The sequence below is a fragment of the Paenibacillus athensensis genome, from assembly GCF_004514475.2.
Lineage (GTDB): Bacteria > Bacillota > Bacilli > Paenibacillales > NBRC-103111 > Paenibacillus_AL > Paenibacillus_AL athensensis.
Window position 1 is genome coordinate 564,435 of sequence record NZ_MYFO02000001.1, and the last position, 16,553, is coordinate 580,987.

Consider the following 16,553-nt stretch of genomic DNA (forward strand, 5'->3'; position numbering starts at 1 on the left):
AGTATATGGCGATTGCCGCCGGGTTCGAACCTGAATTATTGCAAAGCGCTGCCGCCGTAGAGGAAGCGGTTGTCCCATTGCTTGCCGGCAATGGAATCGATGCGGACGCCGCCGGATTCCGGCGAATACGTGTGCAGCATCATGCCGTTGCCGAGATAAATGCCCACATGCGTAATTTCTTCAGTCAGCGGATTCGTTCCGGCGTAGTCAGAAGCCTTCGAGCCTTTGTAGGAACTGAAGAACATCAGGTCACCACGCTTGAGCTTCGACCAGTCCGTGGAAATCGGTCCCAGTGATCGAACGTAATTGCCTTGAGCTGAGGAATCGCTTGGAATTGTCGTTCTTGTCGCATCCCAGATTGCCTGCAGAACCAGATCCGAGCAATCAAATGTCGTCTTGTCGTAACGGGTGGAACCAAATTCATACGGCGTACCCATGTAAGCGCCTGCTGCGGCAATCACGGCTTCAATCCGGTCAGACAGCGGAAGCACCGGCTTGGCGACGCTGAAATCGGTTACCAGGTACTTGCTGCTGCTGCTGACGTAACCAACCGCGCCAGCCTGATCCTGCACCTTGTACCAGCTGTCATTCACCTGTTCCACCACATATACTTCTTCACCCTTGCTCAACATCCGAATGACCTTGGAGCCGTCGGTTGTTGGCAGCGTGCGTAAATTAACGCCATAAATTACTTTTGCATTGCTCGACATTGCTATGTATTTGGAGCTGGAGGACACATATCCGGTTACGCCTTGCGCATCCTGCACGTACAGCCAGTTCGGATTCGGCCAGTCTAGCACGGTCACCGTTTCACCCGTTTTCAGATAACGCATGACATTGCTTGACGTGGTCGGCTGATCGCGGAAGCTGACGCTCGCTTGAATCACCGCTTTCGTTGTTACGCCATCCTCGGCAAAAGCTGCCGCAGGAACGAGCGCGCACAATACCAGCAGCAGCATCCCAGTAACCAAAGCCCATTTTTTCATCGTCTTTACCTCCGATTATGTAAGTTAATCCTGCTGTTAAGAATGAAAGACCGACTTCCGACGATGTGCAAAAATTGGTACAAAAGATAATGTGTCCGCTTCACCTCCATGATTTGGAAAAAGGATGACGCGTGCCGCGGCACGGTCATCCTTTGCAGGAAACCTCACCTTCGGCAGCTGGCTGGCAAGACGCCATGATGCCGGCGTCAGAAGCCCCTCTAGCTTTGCGTCGCGGATTTTCATCCGGTTTGCCTTTCTCGCGTTGTGAAATGAATGGCTGTTCGTAGCTTTATTATAGTTTGAGGGGGTACCTGTCGAAAATAGGCGTTTTGTGCTGTTTCTGCACGCAAAAAAATGGTATCGTCCTGCCTATTGACCCGCTGTGAGATATTGTCAATTTGGGATTTTGCGGATGTCCGGCTTGCCGTCGCTTCCCCAGAACAACATCAGACCCGGATCGTTTTTCAAGCGCACATTACCTATTTTCATTTGCTGCTCCGTAAGCTCCAGCACGAGCCACGGCGCCGGATCGTCGATGCCTTGCGCAGTCAAAAAACCGGACGCCTGCTCGGTCGCCTCAGCTTCGCTTTCCCAGAATTTCACGCCGTAATAGGGCAGCCGATAGTTGTTGACCAGCATGCAGGTATAGATTTGCCCGCTGCCGGCATGATGTAAGACAAATGGCATGGGTAGTTCCTCCATCATCAAAATGAAACCTCCAGCCCCGTGCGTTTGCCCGGGATTGGAGGTCATGTGCCTTGAGACGATTGTTACAGGTATTCGTTCTCGTGCTTCGCTTTCAAAATGTTCCAGCGGCGTTCGACTTCGTGCTCGAACGATTTGAGCGATTCGGCATATTCCGGCTTCGTCATATGCTTCGTTTTGCCCATCGTTTTCAACCAGTCGGACAGCGGAATCTTTTTGTTCTTTTCTTCCGGGTTGTAAGTCAGCGTGGTCACGCCGTGTTCAACCTCGTAAAGCGGGAAGAAACAGGAGTCGACAGCCGCACCGATGATGTTCGTGCCGTCCTGATCCTCGGAAAGCCAGTTGAGCGGACACGTAATCAGGATTTTGCCGTACACAAGACCTTCATGCTGCGCATACCACTGGGCTTTGGCTGCTTTTTTAACCAAGTCCTGCGGATACGCCTCCGAGCCTGTAAACACATACGGAATATGCGTAGCGGCCATGATTTGTGCCGTATCTTTATGATGGAACACTTTACCGCCTTGCTTCGCGCCGACGTTGGACGTCGACGTTCTGTGACCGAGCGGCGTCGAATACGACAGCTGAGCGCCTGTGTTCATGTAGCCCTCGTTATCGTATTCCAGAATGATCATTTTATGATTGCGCAGCGCAGCGCCAATGGCAGGTCCCATGCCGATGTCCATGCCGCCGTCGCCGGTAATCATGACGAACGTAAAATCGTCCTGCAAATTGTACGCGTCAAGCTCGCCGCGACGCTTGCGCTCCCAGAACATTTCGACGACGCCGGACAATGTCGCGGCACCGTTTTGGAACAGGTTGTGAATGTAAGTCGCTTTGTGGGCGGAATACGGATAGCCGGTTGTCACAACCATTGCGCAGCCGGTGTGGAACAGCGCAACGATGTCGCCTTCAATCCCCTTGAAGAACAGCTCCAGACCGGAGAAAATACCGCAGCCCGGACATGCGCCATGCCCTGGAGCGATCCGCTTAGGCTTCTTCGTCAGCGCGCGCAGCGGCGGAATGCGGACGTTCAGCTTGCCGGTTTCTTCATCCGGCTTCACTGTAATCAGCCCCGTCTTCAATTCCTCGAATTTCATCGGATTGAGTACGCGCTTCGGCGCTTTATTCGGGTCGCCTGGCGTGTGGCCGTAATAGTCGAACGGAACTTCGACCTTGCCGGCGTTCATCGCATCGATAGCGAACTGGAACATGTTATGGCCGTCTTCGGCATAGAAGTCTTTGCCGCCTAAGCCGTAAATCCGGCTGATGACGAGCGTGTCGCGGTTGCCATGCGTGAACAGGGCCGCTTTGATCTCGTTAACCATGTTGCCGCCGTGGCCGCCGTACGAATCGGCGCGGTCGCCGACCGTAATCGCTTTGACGTTTTTCAGCGCTTCGGCGATTTGCTTGGCCGGGAACGGACGGATCATGTTCGGCGCGATCGAGCCGGCTTTGATGCCCTTCTCACGCAGTTGGTCGACGACGTCCTTGATAATTTCGGAAGCCGAGTTCATCAGGAAAACCGCCACCTCGGCGTCTTCCATGCGGTACAGGTCGAGAATCGGATAATCGCGTCCGGTCAAGTCCGCATATTCCTGGCGGATGCGGTCGAACACTTCCTCCGCATTGTACATCGCCACCGATTGCTGGTAGCAGTTATTGATATAGTCCGGTTCGTTCATGTAAGGACCGACCGTAATCGGATTGTTGCGGTCAAGCGTGTCCGGGAACCCTTGCGGCTTCTCGCCGACAAAAGCCTGCACGTCCGCGCGGTGTGCGAACGTCTGTACACGACGTTTTTGGTGCGAAGTGAAATAGCCGTCGGAAGCGACCATGACCGGCAAACGAACCGCCGGGTCTTCAGCCAGCTTCAACGCCATAATGTTCATATCATAAACCGCCTGCGGATCGCGGCACATCAGAATCGGCCAGCCCGTATTCAGCGCGTAATACAAGTCGGAATGGTCGCCGTGAATGTCCAGCGGTCCCGAGACGGAACGGCATACCAGATTCAAAACCATCGGAAAACGGGTACCGGATTGTACTGGCATTTGCTCCAGCATGTACAGATAGCCGTTGGCGCTTGTCGCGTTGAATACGCGGCCTCCGGCTGTCGACGCGCCGTAGCATACGCCGGCGGAGCCGTGCTCGCCGTCGGCCGGAATCAGCACGATGTCATGCTGTCCGTTCGTTTTCATCAGATCGAGAAATTGGGCAACCTCCGTGGACGGAGAAATCGGAAAATAGCCCATAATATGATAATTGATTTGATGCGCCGCATAAGCAGCCATCTCGTTGCCGGACTCATAGACGATGCGCTGCTCAATCTTGGCTTGACCCAATTCCTTTTTGACATCAATGGCCATGCGTGTGTATCCACCCTTCTCCCATTTTTTTCTTTATCAGGCGTTAATCGCCAAATCAAAACGGTGCGGCATGCGGTTCGCATCCGCATAGCCTTCTTCTTCGCGAGCGCTGGTCAAAGCTTCCGTCGGACAAGCCATCACGCATTTCAGACAGCCCTTGCAGTATTGATAATCAATACCTTGCAGGAACATTTGCGGACGGCCTTTCTTGTCGGCCTGCTCATCCCACACAAAGCAGAAATCCGGGCAAACGTTGTCGCAGGAGGCGCAATGAATACATTTATCTTCATGGAAATGCGGCATCATGCCCGCGCGGGAAATGCTGAGATCCTTCAGGATGCTGTTGCCGGGATTCGTGATGACGCCGCCCATTGGTTGCGTTTCAAAACCGAGCACAGGCGTGTCCATGCGCACAAATTCAGGCATCGATTCGCCCTCGGGCAGCGCGTAGGTCTGGAACTGCACCTCGCTGTAGCCGCGGTCGAACGTACGCAGCGCCGGAGCTACCGCTTGCGGGTATTTTTTCTCCAACGATTTGCGGATAACACCCTTCATGACTTCAGGATCAAGGAAATCGCACAGCCGGAACAAAGCGCCCAGCATCGCCATGTTGACCCTGTTCTTTTCTTCCAGGGAAATGCCGATGGCGTCGACGACGGCAATGGTGCCGCCCTTGAGCTTCATCTTTTCCTTCAGCTCGTCCGGCGTTTTCGTCGAGTTCACCAGCACCGTGCTATCTTCGTAGATTCCACTGATAACGTTTACAGTTTTTGAAAGTGACTCGTGGAATACCCCCACAACGTGCGGGCGCTCAACCGGCGAAGTATCGCGGATGTTCGTTTCCATATCGCAAAAACGGATATGCGCCTTCACGGCCGAGCCTTTTTTCTCGGAACCATAGGAAGAGAAGCTTACCCCGTTGAGCCCAACCCCTACAACCCCCGCTTCGGCAAGCATTTTACCCGCCAGGTTCGCGCCGAGACCGCCAATGGATTCAAGTCTTATCTCAAAAAAGCCGAGATCGTTAATTTTGGGCAAAGTAACCATTCAATGTCTCCTTTCAAAAATGAGGTACCGTTAATTAGAATAAGAACAAAACTGTAGCTACTATCATTGTATCAATAAATTCGAGCTAAGCAACAGTTTTTTGCCTAATGAAACTAGAGAAGATAGTCGATGATCAGGCCGCAGCTGCCCAAATAAAAGCCATGAGCGTCTTCCCGCCCTTCATTTCCCTCCGTTTCCGCCATGCATTCGTCTTTGCAGCTATCGCAAATGTCGACAAATCCTTCCGCCAGCGGATCGAATACGACTCCGCGCACATGTGGGCATACCTTCATGGACCCTCGCTCCCTTCCGGCTCCAGCGAAGCGTAATGTAACCGCTTGCAGACATATATGCTCTTATTATACTGCGCCTAAAGCCGATTGTCTCTGGAATTATCCGCAAGCCGGCAAAGGTGCCCCCAGTGGCTAAACAAGATTTGATTCGATCTTTGTCAAATCTTTATGAAACAAAATGTAGCGCATTACTTGAACTACTCCCATTTTGTGAGATAATGTAGAAAAAACACAGCTTCTGTCGAGCGGGTGGAAAGGATGGTACATATTTGCTCCATTCAGTCGTTTATCATGAGCTGCAAGGCCTTTTATACATATTAAGCGCCATGTTGATGTATTTGATCCTGACGCCGGTTCTCGTTCAGACCGATGCGATGCGCAAGCTGCTGTTCCTCATCATCCTGCTGGGCCTCTCCGCATTGTATTTGAACGAAGGCGGTCACGATCCGCTGATCTACACGCTGCAGCTGACCCCGATTTCGATCAGCGTCGCGCTGCTGACCGAAGGCAGCTTGCCCGCCATTGCGACCTGGCTCGCGTTTAATGTCGGCAGCGTCGTCTTTATGAACAATCCACCGCTGCCCACGCTGCTGGCAAGCGCCCTCATCCTTGCTGCCGGCCTGTATGCCAAGCGCAAGATGAATCATGATTCGTTGTGGGCCAAGCAAATTTTCGGCATCGCCCTACTGTCTGCTTATACCGGCATGTACTGGACAATCGAGCAAAGCATCAACGCCGCAAGCCCCGAACGCTCGGCGATTATTCTCACCGGCTCCTTTCTGAGCAGTTGCATCGTGATGTATGCCTGCCACCAGGTACAGAAGCATGAATTGAGCCGCGAAAAGCTGTTCCAGCTGGAAAAGGACCGCATGGTCGGGCAGCTCGCCGCATCCGTTTCGCACGAGATTCGCAATCCGCTTACGACAACGCGCGGCTTTTTGCAAATGATGGAGCGCATGGAATTTTCCGAAGAAGACCGCAAGCGTTATATAGCGCTGGCTCTGAGCGGCATCGACCAAGCGAATGCCATCATCACCGATTATTTGAATTATGCCAAGCCTGCCACCGATCAGCGCGTGCTGCTCGACGTATGTGAGGAGCTCGGCTCCGTCACCCGCTTCATCACCCCGATGGCGCACGAAGCGCGCATTGCGGTCCATCTGCAGTTTCATGCTGCCGGACCTGTGTATATTCGCGCCGAATCGAAGAAGCTGCGGCAATGCCTGATGAATCTGATCAAAAATGCCATTGAATCGATGCCCGAAGGAGGCAAGTTGACGATTAAAACCCAGCAGGTCGACGATAAAGTCCATATTATGATCTGCGATACCGGCGTTGGAATGAGCAAGGCGCAAATCCATTCGCTTGGCGTTCCTTTCAAAACAACCAAGCAGCACGGCACCGGACTGGGACTGGTCGTGGTGCTTGGTCTGGTCAAAACGATGGGCGGCAGCATCAAATTTACGAGCCAGCCCGGCAAAGGCACGCTTTGCACCCTGCAATTTGACGGGGAATCCGCTTAACAAGCCTTTCAAACTATGGTATTCTGATAGAACAACTCAAATGAAGCGTTCGTCAGATGCTGGGAAGGAGGGCTGGTCTTGAATCCGGACTTTATCCAGATCAAATCGCTTGAAGGCGAGCTGAAGATGTCGCACAAGAAACGGGATTACGGATTGACCGTATCCACCAAAGAGCTCGTATTGCACAAGCCCCACGTCAACTATTACATGAAGCTTGAAGATATTATAAGCATCGTTCCTTACGACAGTACCGGATTGAAGAAAATCAGCTTTGTCAATTCCCGCTTCGCGAATCAGGAATCGGCCACGCTGTCGCCAGGCTCGGCTCATTACAAGCTGTACGTAGCAGCAGCGACGATGCATAACCGCAGCGGCATCTTCAGGCTGGGCGCGATCGATATGATCATTCCGATCCGTGAGCAGATGCTGCGCGCCATCTATGAATGCGCGGCGCAAACGGGTTTGACATCCCTGTGAACCGTACAAACCAAAAAGCAATCGGGCGTAATCACCCGGTTGCTTTTTTGAGTTGCCGCCAGCCGCGTTCAGCCGGCTACAGCCCCTCCCTTTCGCGAATAAAGGCAAGCAGTTGCGTGCAGCATGCCTCCACCATTTCGTACACCTCATCGAAATTGCCGGTGTAATACGGGTCGGGCACATTGCGCTCCTTACGATCAGGCGCAAAGTCAAGCAATCTGCGCACTGTCGCATGGCTGTCGCGGTCCGGCGCAAACGACAGCAGGTTACGAACGTTGCTGTCGTCCATGGCAATCAAATACTGAAAATCGCCAAAATCGTCGCGCTTCACCTGACGGGCGCGAATCCCGCTGTAGTCAACGCCATAGCGGTCCAGAATGCCGCGCGTCCCGTGATGCGGCTTCTCGCCCGCGTGCCAGTCGCCCGTACCGGCCGAATCGGTGCGGATCTGTGCAGTCAGACCGGCCTTCCGGACCTTATCGCGAAACACGGCCTCCGCCATCGGGGAACGGCAGATATTGCCCAAGCAAATAAACAAAACGCCGATCATGCTTCGCCGAACACCAGCTGTCTTTCGCCATACGTCAATCTTCTGGCCGGAATATCCAGTACGATCTTGCCGTCGCGGACTCCCCAAATCCGCGTCGCAAACCGTTCCGCCAGCTCCAATTGATGCAGCGTCGCGATGACGGTCATTTGACGTTCGCTGCACAGCTTGCGGAAATCCTGCAGAATCGCTTCTGTGGCTTTCGGGTCCAGTCCGGTAACCGGCTCATCGGCAACCAGCACCTTGGCGCCGTGAACCAGCGCACGCGCAATCGCTACCCGCTGCTGCTCGCCTCCGCTCAGCTGCCCGACCTTTTGCTCCCCTTTGTCCAGCAAGCCGACTTGCTGCAAATAATCCATGCCGATCACATGCGCGTCGCGTCCAAGCGTGCCGGTCAGCATGCGCAACGGGGCTTGATAAAGACGGCCCTGCAGCACATTTTTAATCGCATTTTTATTCCGGCTCAGCGCCGGCTTTTCATCCAGAAATGCAAAGTCCTTGGCGAGCTGCCAGCGTTTGAACAGCCCAGGGGACGACCAATCGCGACCGTGATAAATCAGCTGTCCCGCCGTCCATGCTTCCTTGTGCGCCATACAGCGCAGCAGCGTCGTCTTGCCGCTGCCGCTGCCGCCGATCACGGCAACGAACTCTCCTTGATCAACCTGAAAGCTGATCTGCGAGAGCACCCGCTGATCGGGAGGGTACATTTTGCTCAAGCTTCTGACGGTAATCATGCCGGTTCCTCTCCTTTCGCACAAATCGCCGCTCCCGGCCATAAAGCCTGATGAACGGCGATGGGAACTGCTCTACTCGCTGCAGCCGCCCGGAGCGGTCGCTGTGCCTGCTTCTACGTTAATTTTATCGGATATCGTATCGCGAATGACCGACATCACCAACTGCAGCAAGTAATTGATATCGGCTTGCGTTTGCTTGAATTCGCTGACAACCGGAATTCCGTCAAGCTCATCTTGCAGCGTGTCGATTTCCTTTTCGATTTTCTCCACCATTTTGGCGTTTTGAAACTTTTCAAAAGCCACGATTTCTTTCTGCTTCTTTTTAATTTGCGCAATCAGCCCTTGAATGTGCTCATTCGAGCTGATTTGCTTTTCCGCCTGCTGGTAGAACTGAACTTCGCTGGAGGTTGTCAGCAGCTCGGCCAGCTCCTTCGCCTTGCTCAAAATGTCCTCGCGCACAATCAGCTCGGTATTCGTAAAATGCTCCATTTCAAAAGCATGCGGTTCGTTTCCATGATGATGGTGATGATGCTCCGACATGATTAACACTCTCCTGTTTGTAAACTACATCGACATTTGCAGCGGCTCAGGCACGATTTCACCCTTCAGCACCCACGTCTGCGCATGCGTGACCTTGACATACGCCATCTTGCCGATCAGGTCCTTCGAAGCTGTGAAATGGATCAGCTTGTTCGTCCGCGTGCGTCCTGACAGCACGTCCGGATTATTCTTGCTTTCGCCTTCCACAAGCACCTCGACGATTTGCCCGTTCAGCCGTTCGTTGCTAGCCTTGCTGTATTCATTCAACGCTTCGTTCAAGCGGTACAAACGGGTCTTTTTGACCTCCATCGGCACGTTATCTTCCATTTCCGCAGCAGGCGTTCCTTCCCGCGGTGAATATATGAACGTAAACGCCATATCGTAGCCAACCTCGCGCACCAAGGAGAGCGTATCCTCGAACTGCTCGTCCGTTTCGCCCGGAAATCCAACGATAATATCTGTCGTCAGCACGACGTCGGGAATCGCCGATTTGATTTTGCCGACAAGCTCTAAATAATGCTCGCGGTTATACTTGCGGCTCATTTTCTTGAGCACCTCGCTGCTGCCCGACTGGACCGGCAGATGAATATGCTCCACCAGGTTGCCGCGTTTGGCCAGCACCTCGATCAAATGATCGTCAAAATCGCGTGGATGCGAGGTCGTAAAACGAATCCGCGGCACGTCGATTTTACGGATGTCGTCCATCAAATCGCCGAACTTGTAGTCGATATCGTCGAAATCCTTGCCGTAGGCGTTCACATTTTGCCCCAGCAGCGTAATCTCCTGAAAACCCTGGCGCGCCAGCTCGCGCACCTCGGCCAGCACGTCCTGCGGACGGCGGCTTCGTTCCTTGCCGCGCGTATACGGCACGATGCAATAGGTGCAGAACTTGTCGCAGCCGTACATGATGTTCACCCAAGCGCGAATGCCTTCCCGCTTCTTGGGCAAGTTCTCGATGATGTCGCCTTCCTTTGACCACACCTCGATCACCATTTCCTTGTTGAACGCGGCATCCTTGAGCAGCGCCGGGAGACGGTGAATATTGTGCGTACCAAAAATCAAATCGACAAACGCATGCTTTTGCATAATGCGATTGACGACTGCTTCCTCCTGCGACATGCAGCCGCACACGCCCAGAATCAAGCCGGGCTTCTGCGCCTTGAGACCCTTCAAGTGGCCCAGCTCGCCGAACACCTTGTCCTCGGCATTCTCGCGAATCGCGCACGTGTTCAGCAAAATCACGTCGGCCTGCTCTTTATCTTCGGTCGCTTGATAGCCCATTTGCTCAAACAGGCCCTTCATCACTTCCGTATCGTGCTCATTCATCTGACATCCATATGTGCGAATCATGTAAAATTTATCGTTGCCGAACCCCTGCATATCCTCGGGAATCATAAAATCATAATGAACGGCGATTTCTTCTTTTCCGCGTTTTTTGGCGTCTGTCAGTGAAGGAGGTTGAAAATATTGGGAATAATCCTTCTCGGATTTCACTTGGTTAGCCACTTTACCTTCCTCCTATACATCGATCCAAGCATGTACACATGTAAAGTTTATTATAGCATTACCGGGCCGGATAGTTCAAAAGGAAAATGGCGTATTGGTGAAATCTGCCGGATGCCGAACGTCTGTCAATCCAGAATTTCGGCGACTTCGCCCGTCTTGACCCCTGCCGCGTTCCCCTCGTCGGTATCGATATGCATATCCAGCGCAAAATCCGCCGAAACGCGGGCAATCACATCTTCAAAAATAACCGGCCGCTCGCCCTGCACCTTCACGCGCAGCCGCTGCTGGTCGGCAATTCCCCAGCGTTCGGCGTCGGACGTGTGAAAATGAATATGACGCGCCGCTACAATGACGCCTTGTGTCAGCTCGACCTCGCCGTTGGGACCGGCCAGCCGCAAGCCCGGCGTGCCTTCGATGTGGCCGGATTCGCGAACCGGCGGGCTGATGCCAAGGCTGAACGCATCGGTGCGGGAAACCTCCACCTGGGAACGGCTGCGCGCCGGACCCAGAATGCGCACTTTGTCAAATCGGCCTTTAGGTCCGATCACCGCAACCGTCTCCTCGGCTGCGAACTGTCCGGGCTGGGACAGCGGCTTCAATACGTTCAGCTCATAACCTTTTCCAAACAAAGCCTCAATATGCTCAGGCGACAAATGAACGTGGCGAGCCGATACGCCTACAGGTACTTGCTTCATCTTGTATTCCTCGCTCTCATCTCGGTTGGTGGTCTATTTCCAGTATAGCCGTGCAGAAAAAAGGGCATACGGATTCGCATCCCTATGCCCTGCAGCGATTATTTGAATTCCGCGAGCAGTTTTTCGAATTCCGCTTCGGAAATTTTCATATTTTGCTTGTTCAAGCCTTCTTGTGCAAAATTCGGTACCAGGCTTTCGTAGCTTTTTTTGTTCTGATCCTGATAAATAATGCCAGTCAGCATGCTGTGCGTTTCCATGATTTTCGTCATCGCCATCACGCGGTTGGTCGAATCGTAATCGGCGATCTCATCCAGATCGACGATATTTTCTTTAAACCAGTCATACGTATTGACTTTGTTGAAGGTCACGCACGGGCTGAACACGTTAATCAGCGAGAAGCCTTCATGCTTGATGCCTTCTTCGATCACATGCGTCAGCTGCTTCAGGTTGCTGGAGAACGATTGCGCCACGAATGTAGCGCCGGCAGCCATTGCGACCTCAAGCGGCGACAGCGCCGATTCAATCGAGCCTTGCGGCGTACTCTTCGTTTTGAAGCCCTCAGCACTGCGCGGGGACGTCTGCCCTTTCGTCAAGCCGTAAATCTGGTTATCCATGACGATGTACGTGATGTTGATGTTGCGGCGGATCGCATGCACCGTGTGGCCCATGCCGATCGCGAAGCCGTCGCCGTCGCCGCCCGCTGCGATGACGGTCAGATCGCGGTTGGCCATTTTGAGCCCTTGGGCAATCGGCAGCGAACGTCCGTGAACGCCGTGGAAGCCGTAGGCGTTAATGTAGCCCGAAATCCGGCCGGAGCAACCGATCCCGGAGACGACAGCCAGACCTTCCGGCTCCAGACCGACGTTGGCAGCCGCTCTTTGAATCGCCGCTTGGACGGAGAAGTCACCGCATCCCGGACACCAGTTAGGTTTTACGTTGTTGCGGAAATCTTTTAATGTTGCCATGCCAGGGTCAGCTCCTTACATTTTTGTTCGATCTCGGCCGGCAAGAACGGATTGCCGTTGTATTTGAGCACGTTTTTAATTTTGTCGGCGAATCCGACATGCAGCTTGATTTGATCGGCCAATTGGCCTGTGGCGTTGTTTTCCACAACGACAACGACTTTGGCTTTCTCAACGTAAGGCTTGAGCTGCTCAGCCGGGAACGGATGGATCAAGCGAACCGTAGCGTGATTTGTTTTGATGCCTTCCTTGGCAATACGGCTTCTGGCTTCGTCAATCGTGCCGCCCGTGGAGCCCATGCCGATGATCAGCAGATCCGGCGCTTCGTGTGGCGCGTCAACTTTGATTGCGTCAGTCACAGTCGCAGCGACGCTGTTCATTTTTTGCATCCGCTTATCCATCATCTTCTGACGGTTATCGGTGCTTTCCGAAGGACGGCCCGTTTGATCGTGCTCAACACCCGTAACGTGGTGAATGCCGTGTTTCACGCCCGGAACGACGCGCGGCGAAATGCCGTCCGCCGTAAATTCGTAGCGCTTGAACAGCTGGTTCTCGCCCGGAGCCGCAGGCTCATTCACCAGCGCGCCGCGATCGATCACGATGCGGTTGTAATCCAGCTGCTCGGCGGATTGCTTGCCGAGGGAAAGCTGCAGGTCGGTCATCAGAATAACCGGACATTGATATTTTTCAGCGAGGTTAAACGACTCAATCGTGTCGTAGAAGCACTCTTCGATCGTGCTTGGCGACAGGACGATTTTCGGGATTTCACCGTGCGTGCCGTAAATCATCGCGTTCAGGTCGGATTGCTCTTGCTTGGTAGGCAAGCCTGTGCTTGGACCGCCGCGCTGCGTATCGACGATCACGACCGGCGTTTCCGTCATACCGGCCAAACCGATCGCTTCCATCATCAGCGACAGGCCGGGACCTGCCGAAGCCGTCAGCGCGCGCACGCCGCCGTAGTTGGCGCCGATGGCCATCGTACAAGCTGCGATTTCGTCTTCGGTCTGGATGACCGTGCCGCCGAATTTCGGCAGCGCTTTGATCAGGTATTCCATAATTTCCGAAGCAGGCGTAATCGGATATGCCGGCATAAAGCGGCAGCCCGCAGCGACTGCACCCAGCGCGATGGCATCGTTACCGATCATGAACAGCTTTTGCTTGCCGTCGGCAGGCTCCAGCTGGAATTCCGGCAGCGGACCGCCGGCCAGATTCAGCACCGACTCGGCGCCTTTGCGCACAGCTTCGATATTTTTCTCTACAACAGCCGCGCCCTTGCGGCCGAACTCTTCTTCAACTGCTTTATTAAACACGTCGAGCGGCAGGCCAAGCAGTGCCCAGGAAGCGCCCGAAGCGGCCATATTCTTGAACAGGGAAGTGCCTAATTCTTCGGCAATTGCCGTGATCGGTACCGGGAACAAACGCGCTTGAATGCCTTCAGGCAAAACCGGGTTGAACTTGGCGTCAGCAACGATGACTCCGTTCTCGCGAAGCTCGTGCGCGTTGAAATCGATGCTCTCCTGGTCGAAAGCGACCAGAATGTCCAAATCGTCGGAAATCGCACGGATCGGCTTGGTGCTGATGCGAATCTTGTTATTTGTATGTCCCCCCTTAATCCGCGAGGAGAAATGACGATAACCATACAAATAATAACCGAGACGGTTCAGCGCTGTGGAGAAAATACGGTCCGTACTTTCGACCCCTTCCCCCTGCTGACCTCCGATTTTCCAAGATAACTGACTAATCACCCTACGTCCACTCCTTTTGATGGTAGCTGCTGAAAGACAACAATTGGCAAGCTGCACGTTCTTATAGAAAGTAATAAAATAATTCTTTCAGTTGTCACACAAATTTTATGCCTTTACCAATTAAAATGCAAGGGTTTTGATCGATTCTAAAACATAGTTTTTTTAGATGAAACTCATATCACAATTCGATTGTTTCTTTCAGCGCTGCGGTAAATTTTCGATCAAAAAGCGTCGCCAGTTTCCATGCAAAAATCGCTGCACCTGCTCCTCGCTGTAGTTTTTGCATAAAGCTTCAATAATATTTTCATAACAGCCGGCATGCTCCAGCCCTGTCACCCATTGTTCAATTCCGTCAAAATCCGAGCCAAATCCGACGTTGCCTTCGCCGCCAAGCGAACAAACGTGATCCAGATGCCGCAGCAGGTCGCTGATGGCGGCTTGTTCACCGGTACGCACAAAATAAGGAACGAACGTCAAGCCGATTTGCCCGCCGCGGTCAATTATCGCTGCAAGCTGCTCATTCGATAAATTTCTTGGATGGGCGCAGTGCTCGCACGTATTGGAGTGCGAAGCGATAAACGGCTTTTCATAAAGCTCGGTCAGCTCCCAAAAGCCTTGCACCGACAAATGCGACACATCGATTAGTATGCCCAAGCGATCCAATTGTTTTACCAGCTGTCTGCCTTTCACCGTAAAACCGCCCTTGCGCGGCTCCATCACGCCGTCTGCTGCCCAATTGGCATGATTCCACGTAATACCGACGCTGCGCACACCCAAATGATACAACAAGCGCACATAGGCCAAATCGCCGCCAAGCGCGTCCACCCCTTCCAGCGTCAGCAGCGCGCCCAGTCTGCCGCTTTGCTCGGCTTCCAACAGGTCGTCCGCATCGCGGATGAACACGACATGCTCCTTGCGGTTCACTTTGCGATGAAACGTATCGATCATGTGCAGCACATGCTCAAACCGCGGCGTTCCCAGCGACTCCGACACATAGATGGCAAAAAATTGCACGCTGACGCCTGCACGCCGCAGCCGTGGCCAGCTGACATCGAGCTCCTGCTCCTCCTTGTAAAAATCAAGCTCCGGCTGGGCGTATAGCTTCGCAAGCGCATCGCAATGCCCGTCAATAATCGTCCTGTACAAAAAAAATCTCCTCCTTTGGCGGAATAAGGCCGTAAAAAAACCTGTCTACAAGGTAAACAGGTGTGGGTTATGCCTTTATGTAAAGCTCTATTACCGCGGTTCTACAATCAGCTTGATGGCCGTCCGATCTTCCCCGTCGATCACGATATCGGTAAACGCTGGAACACAGATAAGGTCAACCCCACTAGGCGCAACAAATCCTCGTGCGATCGCTACCGCTTTGATGGCCTGATTCAAGGCGCCTGCGCCAATAGCCTGAAGCTCCGCTGCTCCACGCTCGCGCAACACGCCTGCCAGTGCGCCTGCTACGGAGTTTGGATTGGATTTTGCTGAAACTTTTAATACTTCCATGAAAGTACCTCCTCGGGAATGATGGATAGATTCCAGTAACCATCATATTCGCGGAATTAAACATTAATTCCTCCCAAGGAAAATAGAAGATTCTAAATATTTTGAATTTTGCGTTAATCAAACCAAACTTGATCTTCGTCAAAGCGCACCAGTTGAATATTCTTCGCTAATCCGGTGTCGTGCAGCTCAATCACGACGGCGTTCAGATGCCATTTTCCTTCATCCGTGACAAAACGAACCGGGAGCTGCGTCTTGAACTTCTGCAGCACAGCAAGGCGCTCCATTCCGAGAATACCGTCGCGCGGCCCCGTCATGCCGACATCGGTCACATAGGCCGTGCCCCCGGGCAGCACGCGATTGTCGTTCGTTTGCACATGGGTATGCGTACCTACGACCGCCGAGACGCGCCCGTCCAGATGCCAGCCCATTGCAATTTTCTCGGAAGTCGCTTCGGCATGGAAATCGACCAGCACATATTTGTATTTTTTCTTGAGCGCTTCGACAATTTCATCGGCCTTGCGGAACGGACAGTCAATCGGCGGCAGGAACGTTCGGCCCTGCAGGTTCACAATGACCAGCTCCTTGTCCTTGACCTTGATCACGGTATGGCCGCGCCCTGGCGTGCCTGGGGGAAAATTGGCCGGACGAACCATCCGCTCATCATCGTCGATGAAATCAAAAATTTCTTTCTGGTCCCACGTATGGTTGCCCATCGTCAAGCCATGAATGCCCCAATCGTAAAACTCTCTGGCGATGGCCGCTGTAATGCCTCTTCCGGCCGCGGCGTTTTCCCCGTTGGCGATAAATACCGCATTCGGGTGCGCATGCTTCAGCTTCGGCAGCATCGCCTTCAGCGCCTTACGGCCAACGGAGCCGACAATATCTCCGATAAACACAATTTTCATTTCGTTTAAACCCTCAATTCTG

The 16,553-nt window shown here is 53.3% G+C and carries 17 protein-coding genes and 1 riboswitch; of the genes, 2 read left to right on the plus strand and 15 right to left on the minus strand.

Going from position 1 to position 16,553, the window contains the following annotated elements; all coding sequences use genetic code 11:
• Window positions 1–35 precede the first annotated feature (35 nt).
• From B5M42_RS25470 to B5M42_RS02590, 5 genes are all read right to left on the minus strand, one after another.
• Window positions 36–986: a C40 family peptidase gene (locus B5M42_RS25470; RefSeq protein ID WP_134748596.1), complete on the minus strand. Its 951-nt coding sequence runs from the start codon at window positions 984–986 to the stop codon at window positions 36–38.
• A 169-nt stretch (window positions 987–1,155) separates the two neighbouring features.
• Window positions 1,156–1,249, minus strand: a riboswitch (cyclic di-GMP riboswitch).
• 130 nt (window positions 1,250–1,379) lie between these two features.
• On the minus strand, window positions 1,380–1,673 hold the full coding sequence (locus tag B5M42_RS02575; protein WP_134748594.1) for a hypothetical protein: 294 nt from the start codon (window positions 1,671–1,673) through the stop codon (window positions 1,380–1,382).
• 83 nt (window positions 1,674–1,756) lie between these two features.
• Window positions 1,757–4,060 carry a thiamine pyrophosphate-dependent enzyme gene (locus B5M42_RS02580; RefSeq protein ID WP_134748592.1) on the minus strand — a complete coding sequence of 768 codons (2,304 nt, stop codon included), beginning with the start codon at window positions 4,058–4,060 and terminating at the stop codon, window positions 1,757–1,759.
• 36 nt (window positions 4,061–4,096) lie between these two features.
• Window positions 4,097–5,107: a 2-oxoacid:acceptor oxidoreductase family protein gene (locus B5M42_RS02585; RefSeq protein ID WP_134748590.1), complete on the minus strand. Its 1,011-nt coding sequence runs from the start codon at window positions 5,105–5,107 to the stop codon at window positions 4,097–4,099.
• 113 nt (window positions 5,108–5,220) lie between these two features.
• Window positions 5,221–5,400 (minus strand): hypothetical protein, encoded by a 180-nt coding sequence (locus tag B5M42_RS02590; protein WP_134748588.1) that lies wholly within the window; start codon window positions 5,398–5,400, stop codon window positions 5,221–5,223.
• A 269-nt stretch (window positions 5,401–5,669) separates the two neighbouring features.
• On the opposite strand from B5M42_RS02590, the gene B5M42_RS02595 reads away from it, so the two are divergent.
• Both B5M42_RS02595 and B5M42_RS02600 read left to right on the plus strand, forming a co-directional pair.
• Entirely contained in the window at window positions 5,670–6,923 is a 1,254-nt protein-coding gene (locus tag B5M42_RS02595) for a sensor histidine kinase (RefSeq protein ID WP_134748586.1), read from the plus strand.
• A 78-nt stretch (window positions 6,924–7,001) separates the two neighbouring features.
• The gene (locus B5M42_RS02600; protein ID WP_134748583.1) at window positions 7,002–7,400 is read left to right on the plus strand and encodes a hypothetical protein; all 399 of its coding nucleotides are present in this window, start codon (window positions 7,002–7,004) and stop codon (window positions 7,398–7,400) included.
• Between the two features lie 76 nt (window positions 7,401–7,476).
• On the opposite strand, the gene B5M42_RS02605 is transcribed toward B5M42_RS02600, so the two are convergent.
• From B5M42_RS02605 to B5M42_RS02650, 10 genes are all read right to left on the minus strand, one after another.
• The gene (locus B5M42_RS02605) at window positions 7,477–7,950 is read right to left on the minus strand and encodes a low molecular weight protein-tyrosine-phosphatase (protein ID WP_134748581.1); all 474 of its coding nucleotides are present in this window, start codon (window positions 7,948–7,950) and stop codon (window positions 7,477–7,479) included.
• Window positions 7,947–8,681, minus strand: coding sequence for a phosphonate ABC transporter ATP-binding protein (locus B5M42_RS02610; protein WP_134748580.1), 735 nt, complete (start codon window positions 8,679–8,681; stop codon window positions 7,947–7,949). Before B5M42_RS02610 ends, B5M42_RS02605 begins: the two co-directional genes overlap by 4 nt.
• Window positions 8,682–8,753: 72 nt before the next feature.
• Entirely contained in the window at window positions 8,754–9,221 is a 468-nt protein-coding gene (locus B5M42_RS02615; RefSeq protein WP_407946100.1) for a RicAFT regulatory complex protein RicA family protein, read from the minus strand.
• Between the two features lie 24 nt (window positions 9,222–9,245).
• Window positions 9,246–10,727, minus strand: coding sequence for a tRNA (N6-isopentenyl adenosine(37)-C2)-methylthiotransferase MiaB (gene miaB / locus B5M42_RS02620; RefSeq protein ID WP_134748578.1), 1,482 nt, complete (start codon window positions 10,725–10,727; stop codon window positions 9,246–9,248).
• A gap of 125 nt (window positions 10,728–10,852) precedes the next feature.
• Window positions 10,853–11,422 carry a phosphate propanoyltransferase gene (locus tag B5M42_RS02625; RefSeq protein WP_134748576.1) on the minus strand — a complete coding sequence of 190 codons (570 nt, stop codon included), beginning with the start codon at window positions 11,420–11,422 and terminating at the stop codon, window positions 10,853–10,855.
• A 98-nt stretch (window positions 11,423–11,520) separates the two neighbouring features.
• Complete coding sequence (locus tag B5M42_RS02630) at window positions 11,521–12,387, minus strand: 2-oxoacid:ferredoxin oxidoreductase subunit beta (protein WP_134748574.1); 867 nt, start codon at window positions 12,385–12,387, stop codon at window positions 11,521–11,523.
• The gene (locus B5M42_RS02635; RefSeq protein ID WP_134748572.1) at window positions 12,375–14,129 is read right to left on the minus strand and encodes a 2-oxoacid:acceptor oxidoreductase subunit alpha; all 1,755 of its coding nucleotides are present in this window, start codon (window positions 14,127–14,129) and stop codon (window positions 12,375–12,377) included. Before B5M42_RS02635 ends, B5M42_RS02630 begins: the two co-directional genes overlap by 13 nt.
• A 198-nt stretch (window positions 14,130–14,327) precedes the next feature.
• Window positions 14,328–15,275, minus strand: coding sequence for a dipeptidase (locus B5M42_RS02640; RefSeq protein ID WP_134748570.1), 948 nt, complete (start codon window positions 15,273–15,275; stop codon window positions 14,328–14,330).
• Window positions 15,276–15,365: 90 nt separating this feature from the next.
• Window positions 15,366–15,626, minus strand: coding sequence for a stage V sporulation protein S (locus B5M42_RS02645; RefSeq protein ID WP_005550495.1), 261 nt, complete (start codon window positions 15,624–15,626; stop codon window positions 15,366–15,368).
• A gap of 113 nt (window positions 15,627–15,739) precedes the next feature.
• On the minus strand, window positions 15,740–16,531 hold the full coding sequence (locus B5M42_RS02650) for a TIGR00282 family metallophosphoesterase (RefSeq protein WP_134748568.1): 792 nt from the start codon (window positions 16,529–16,531) through the stop codon (window positions 15,740–15,742).
• Between the last annotated feature and the right edge of the window lie 22 nt (window positions 16,532–16,553).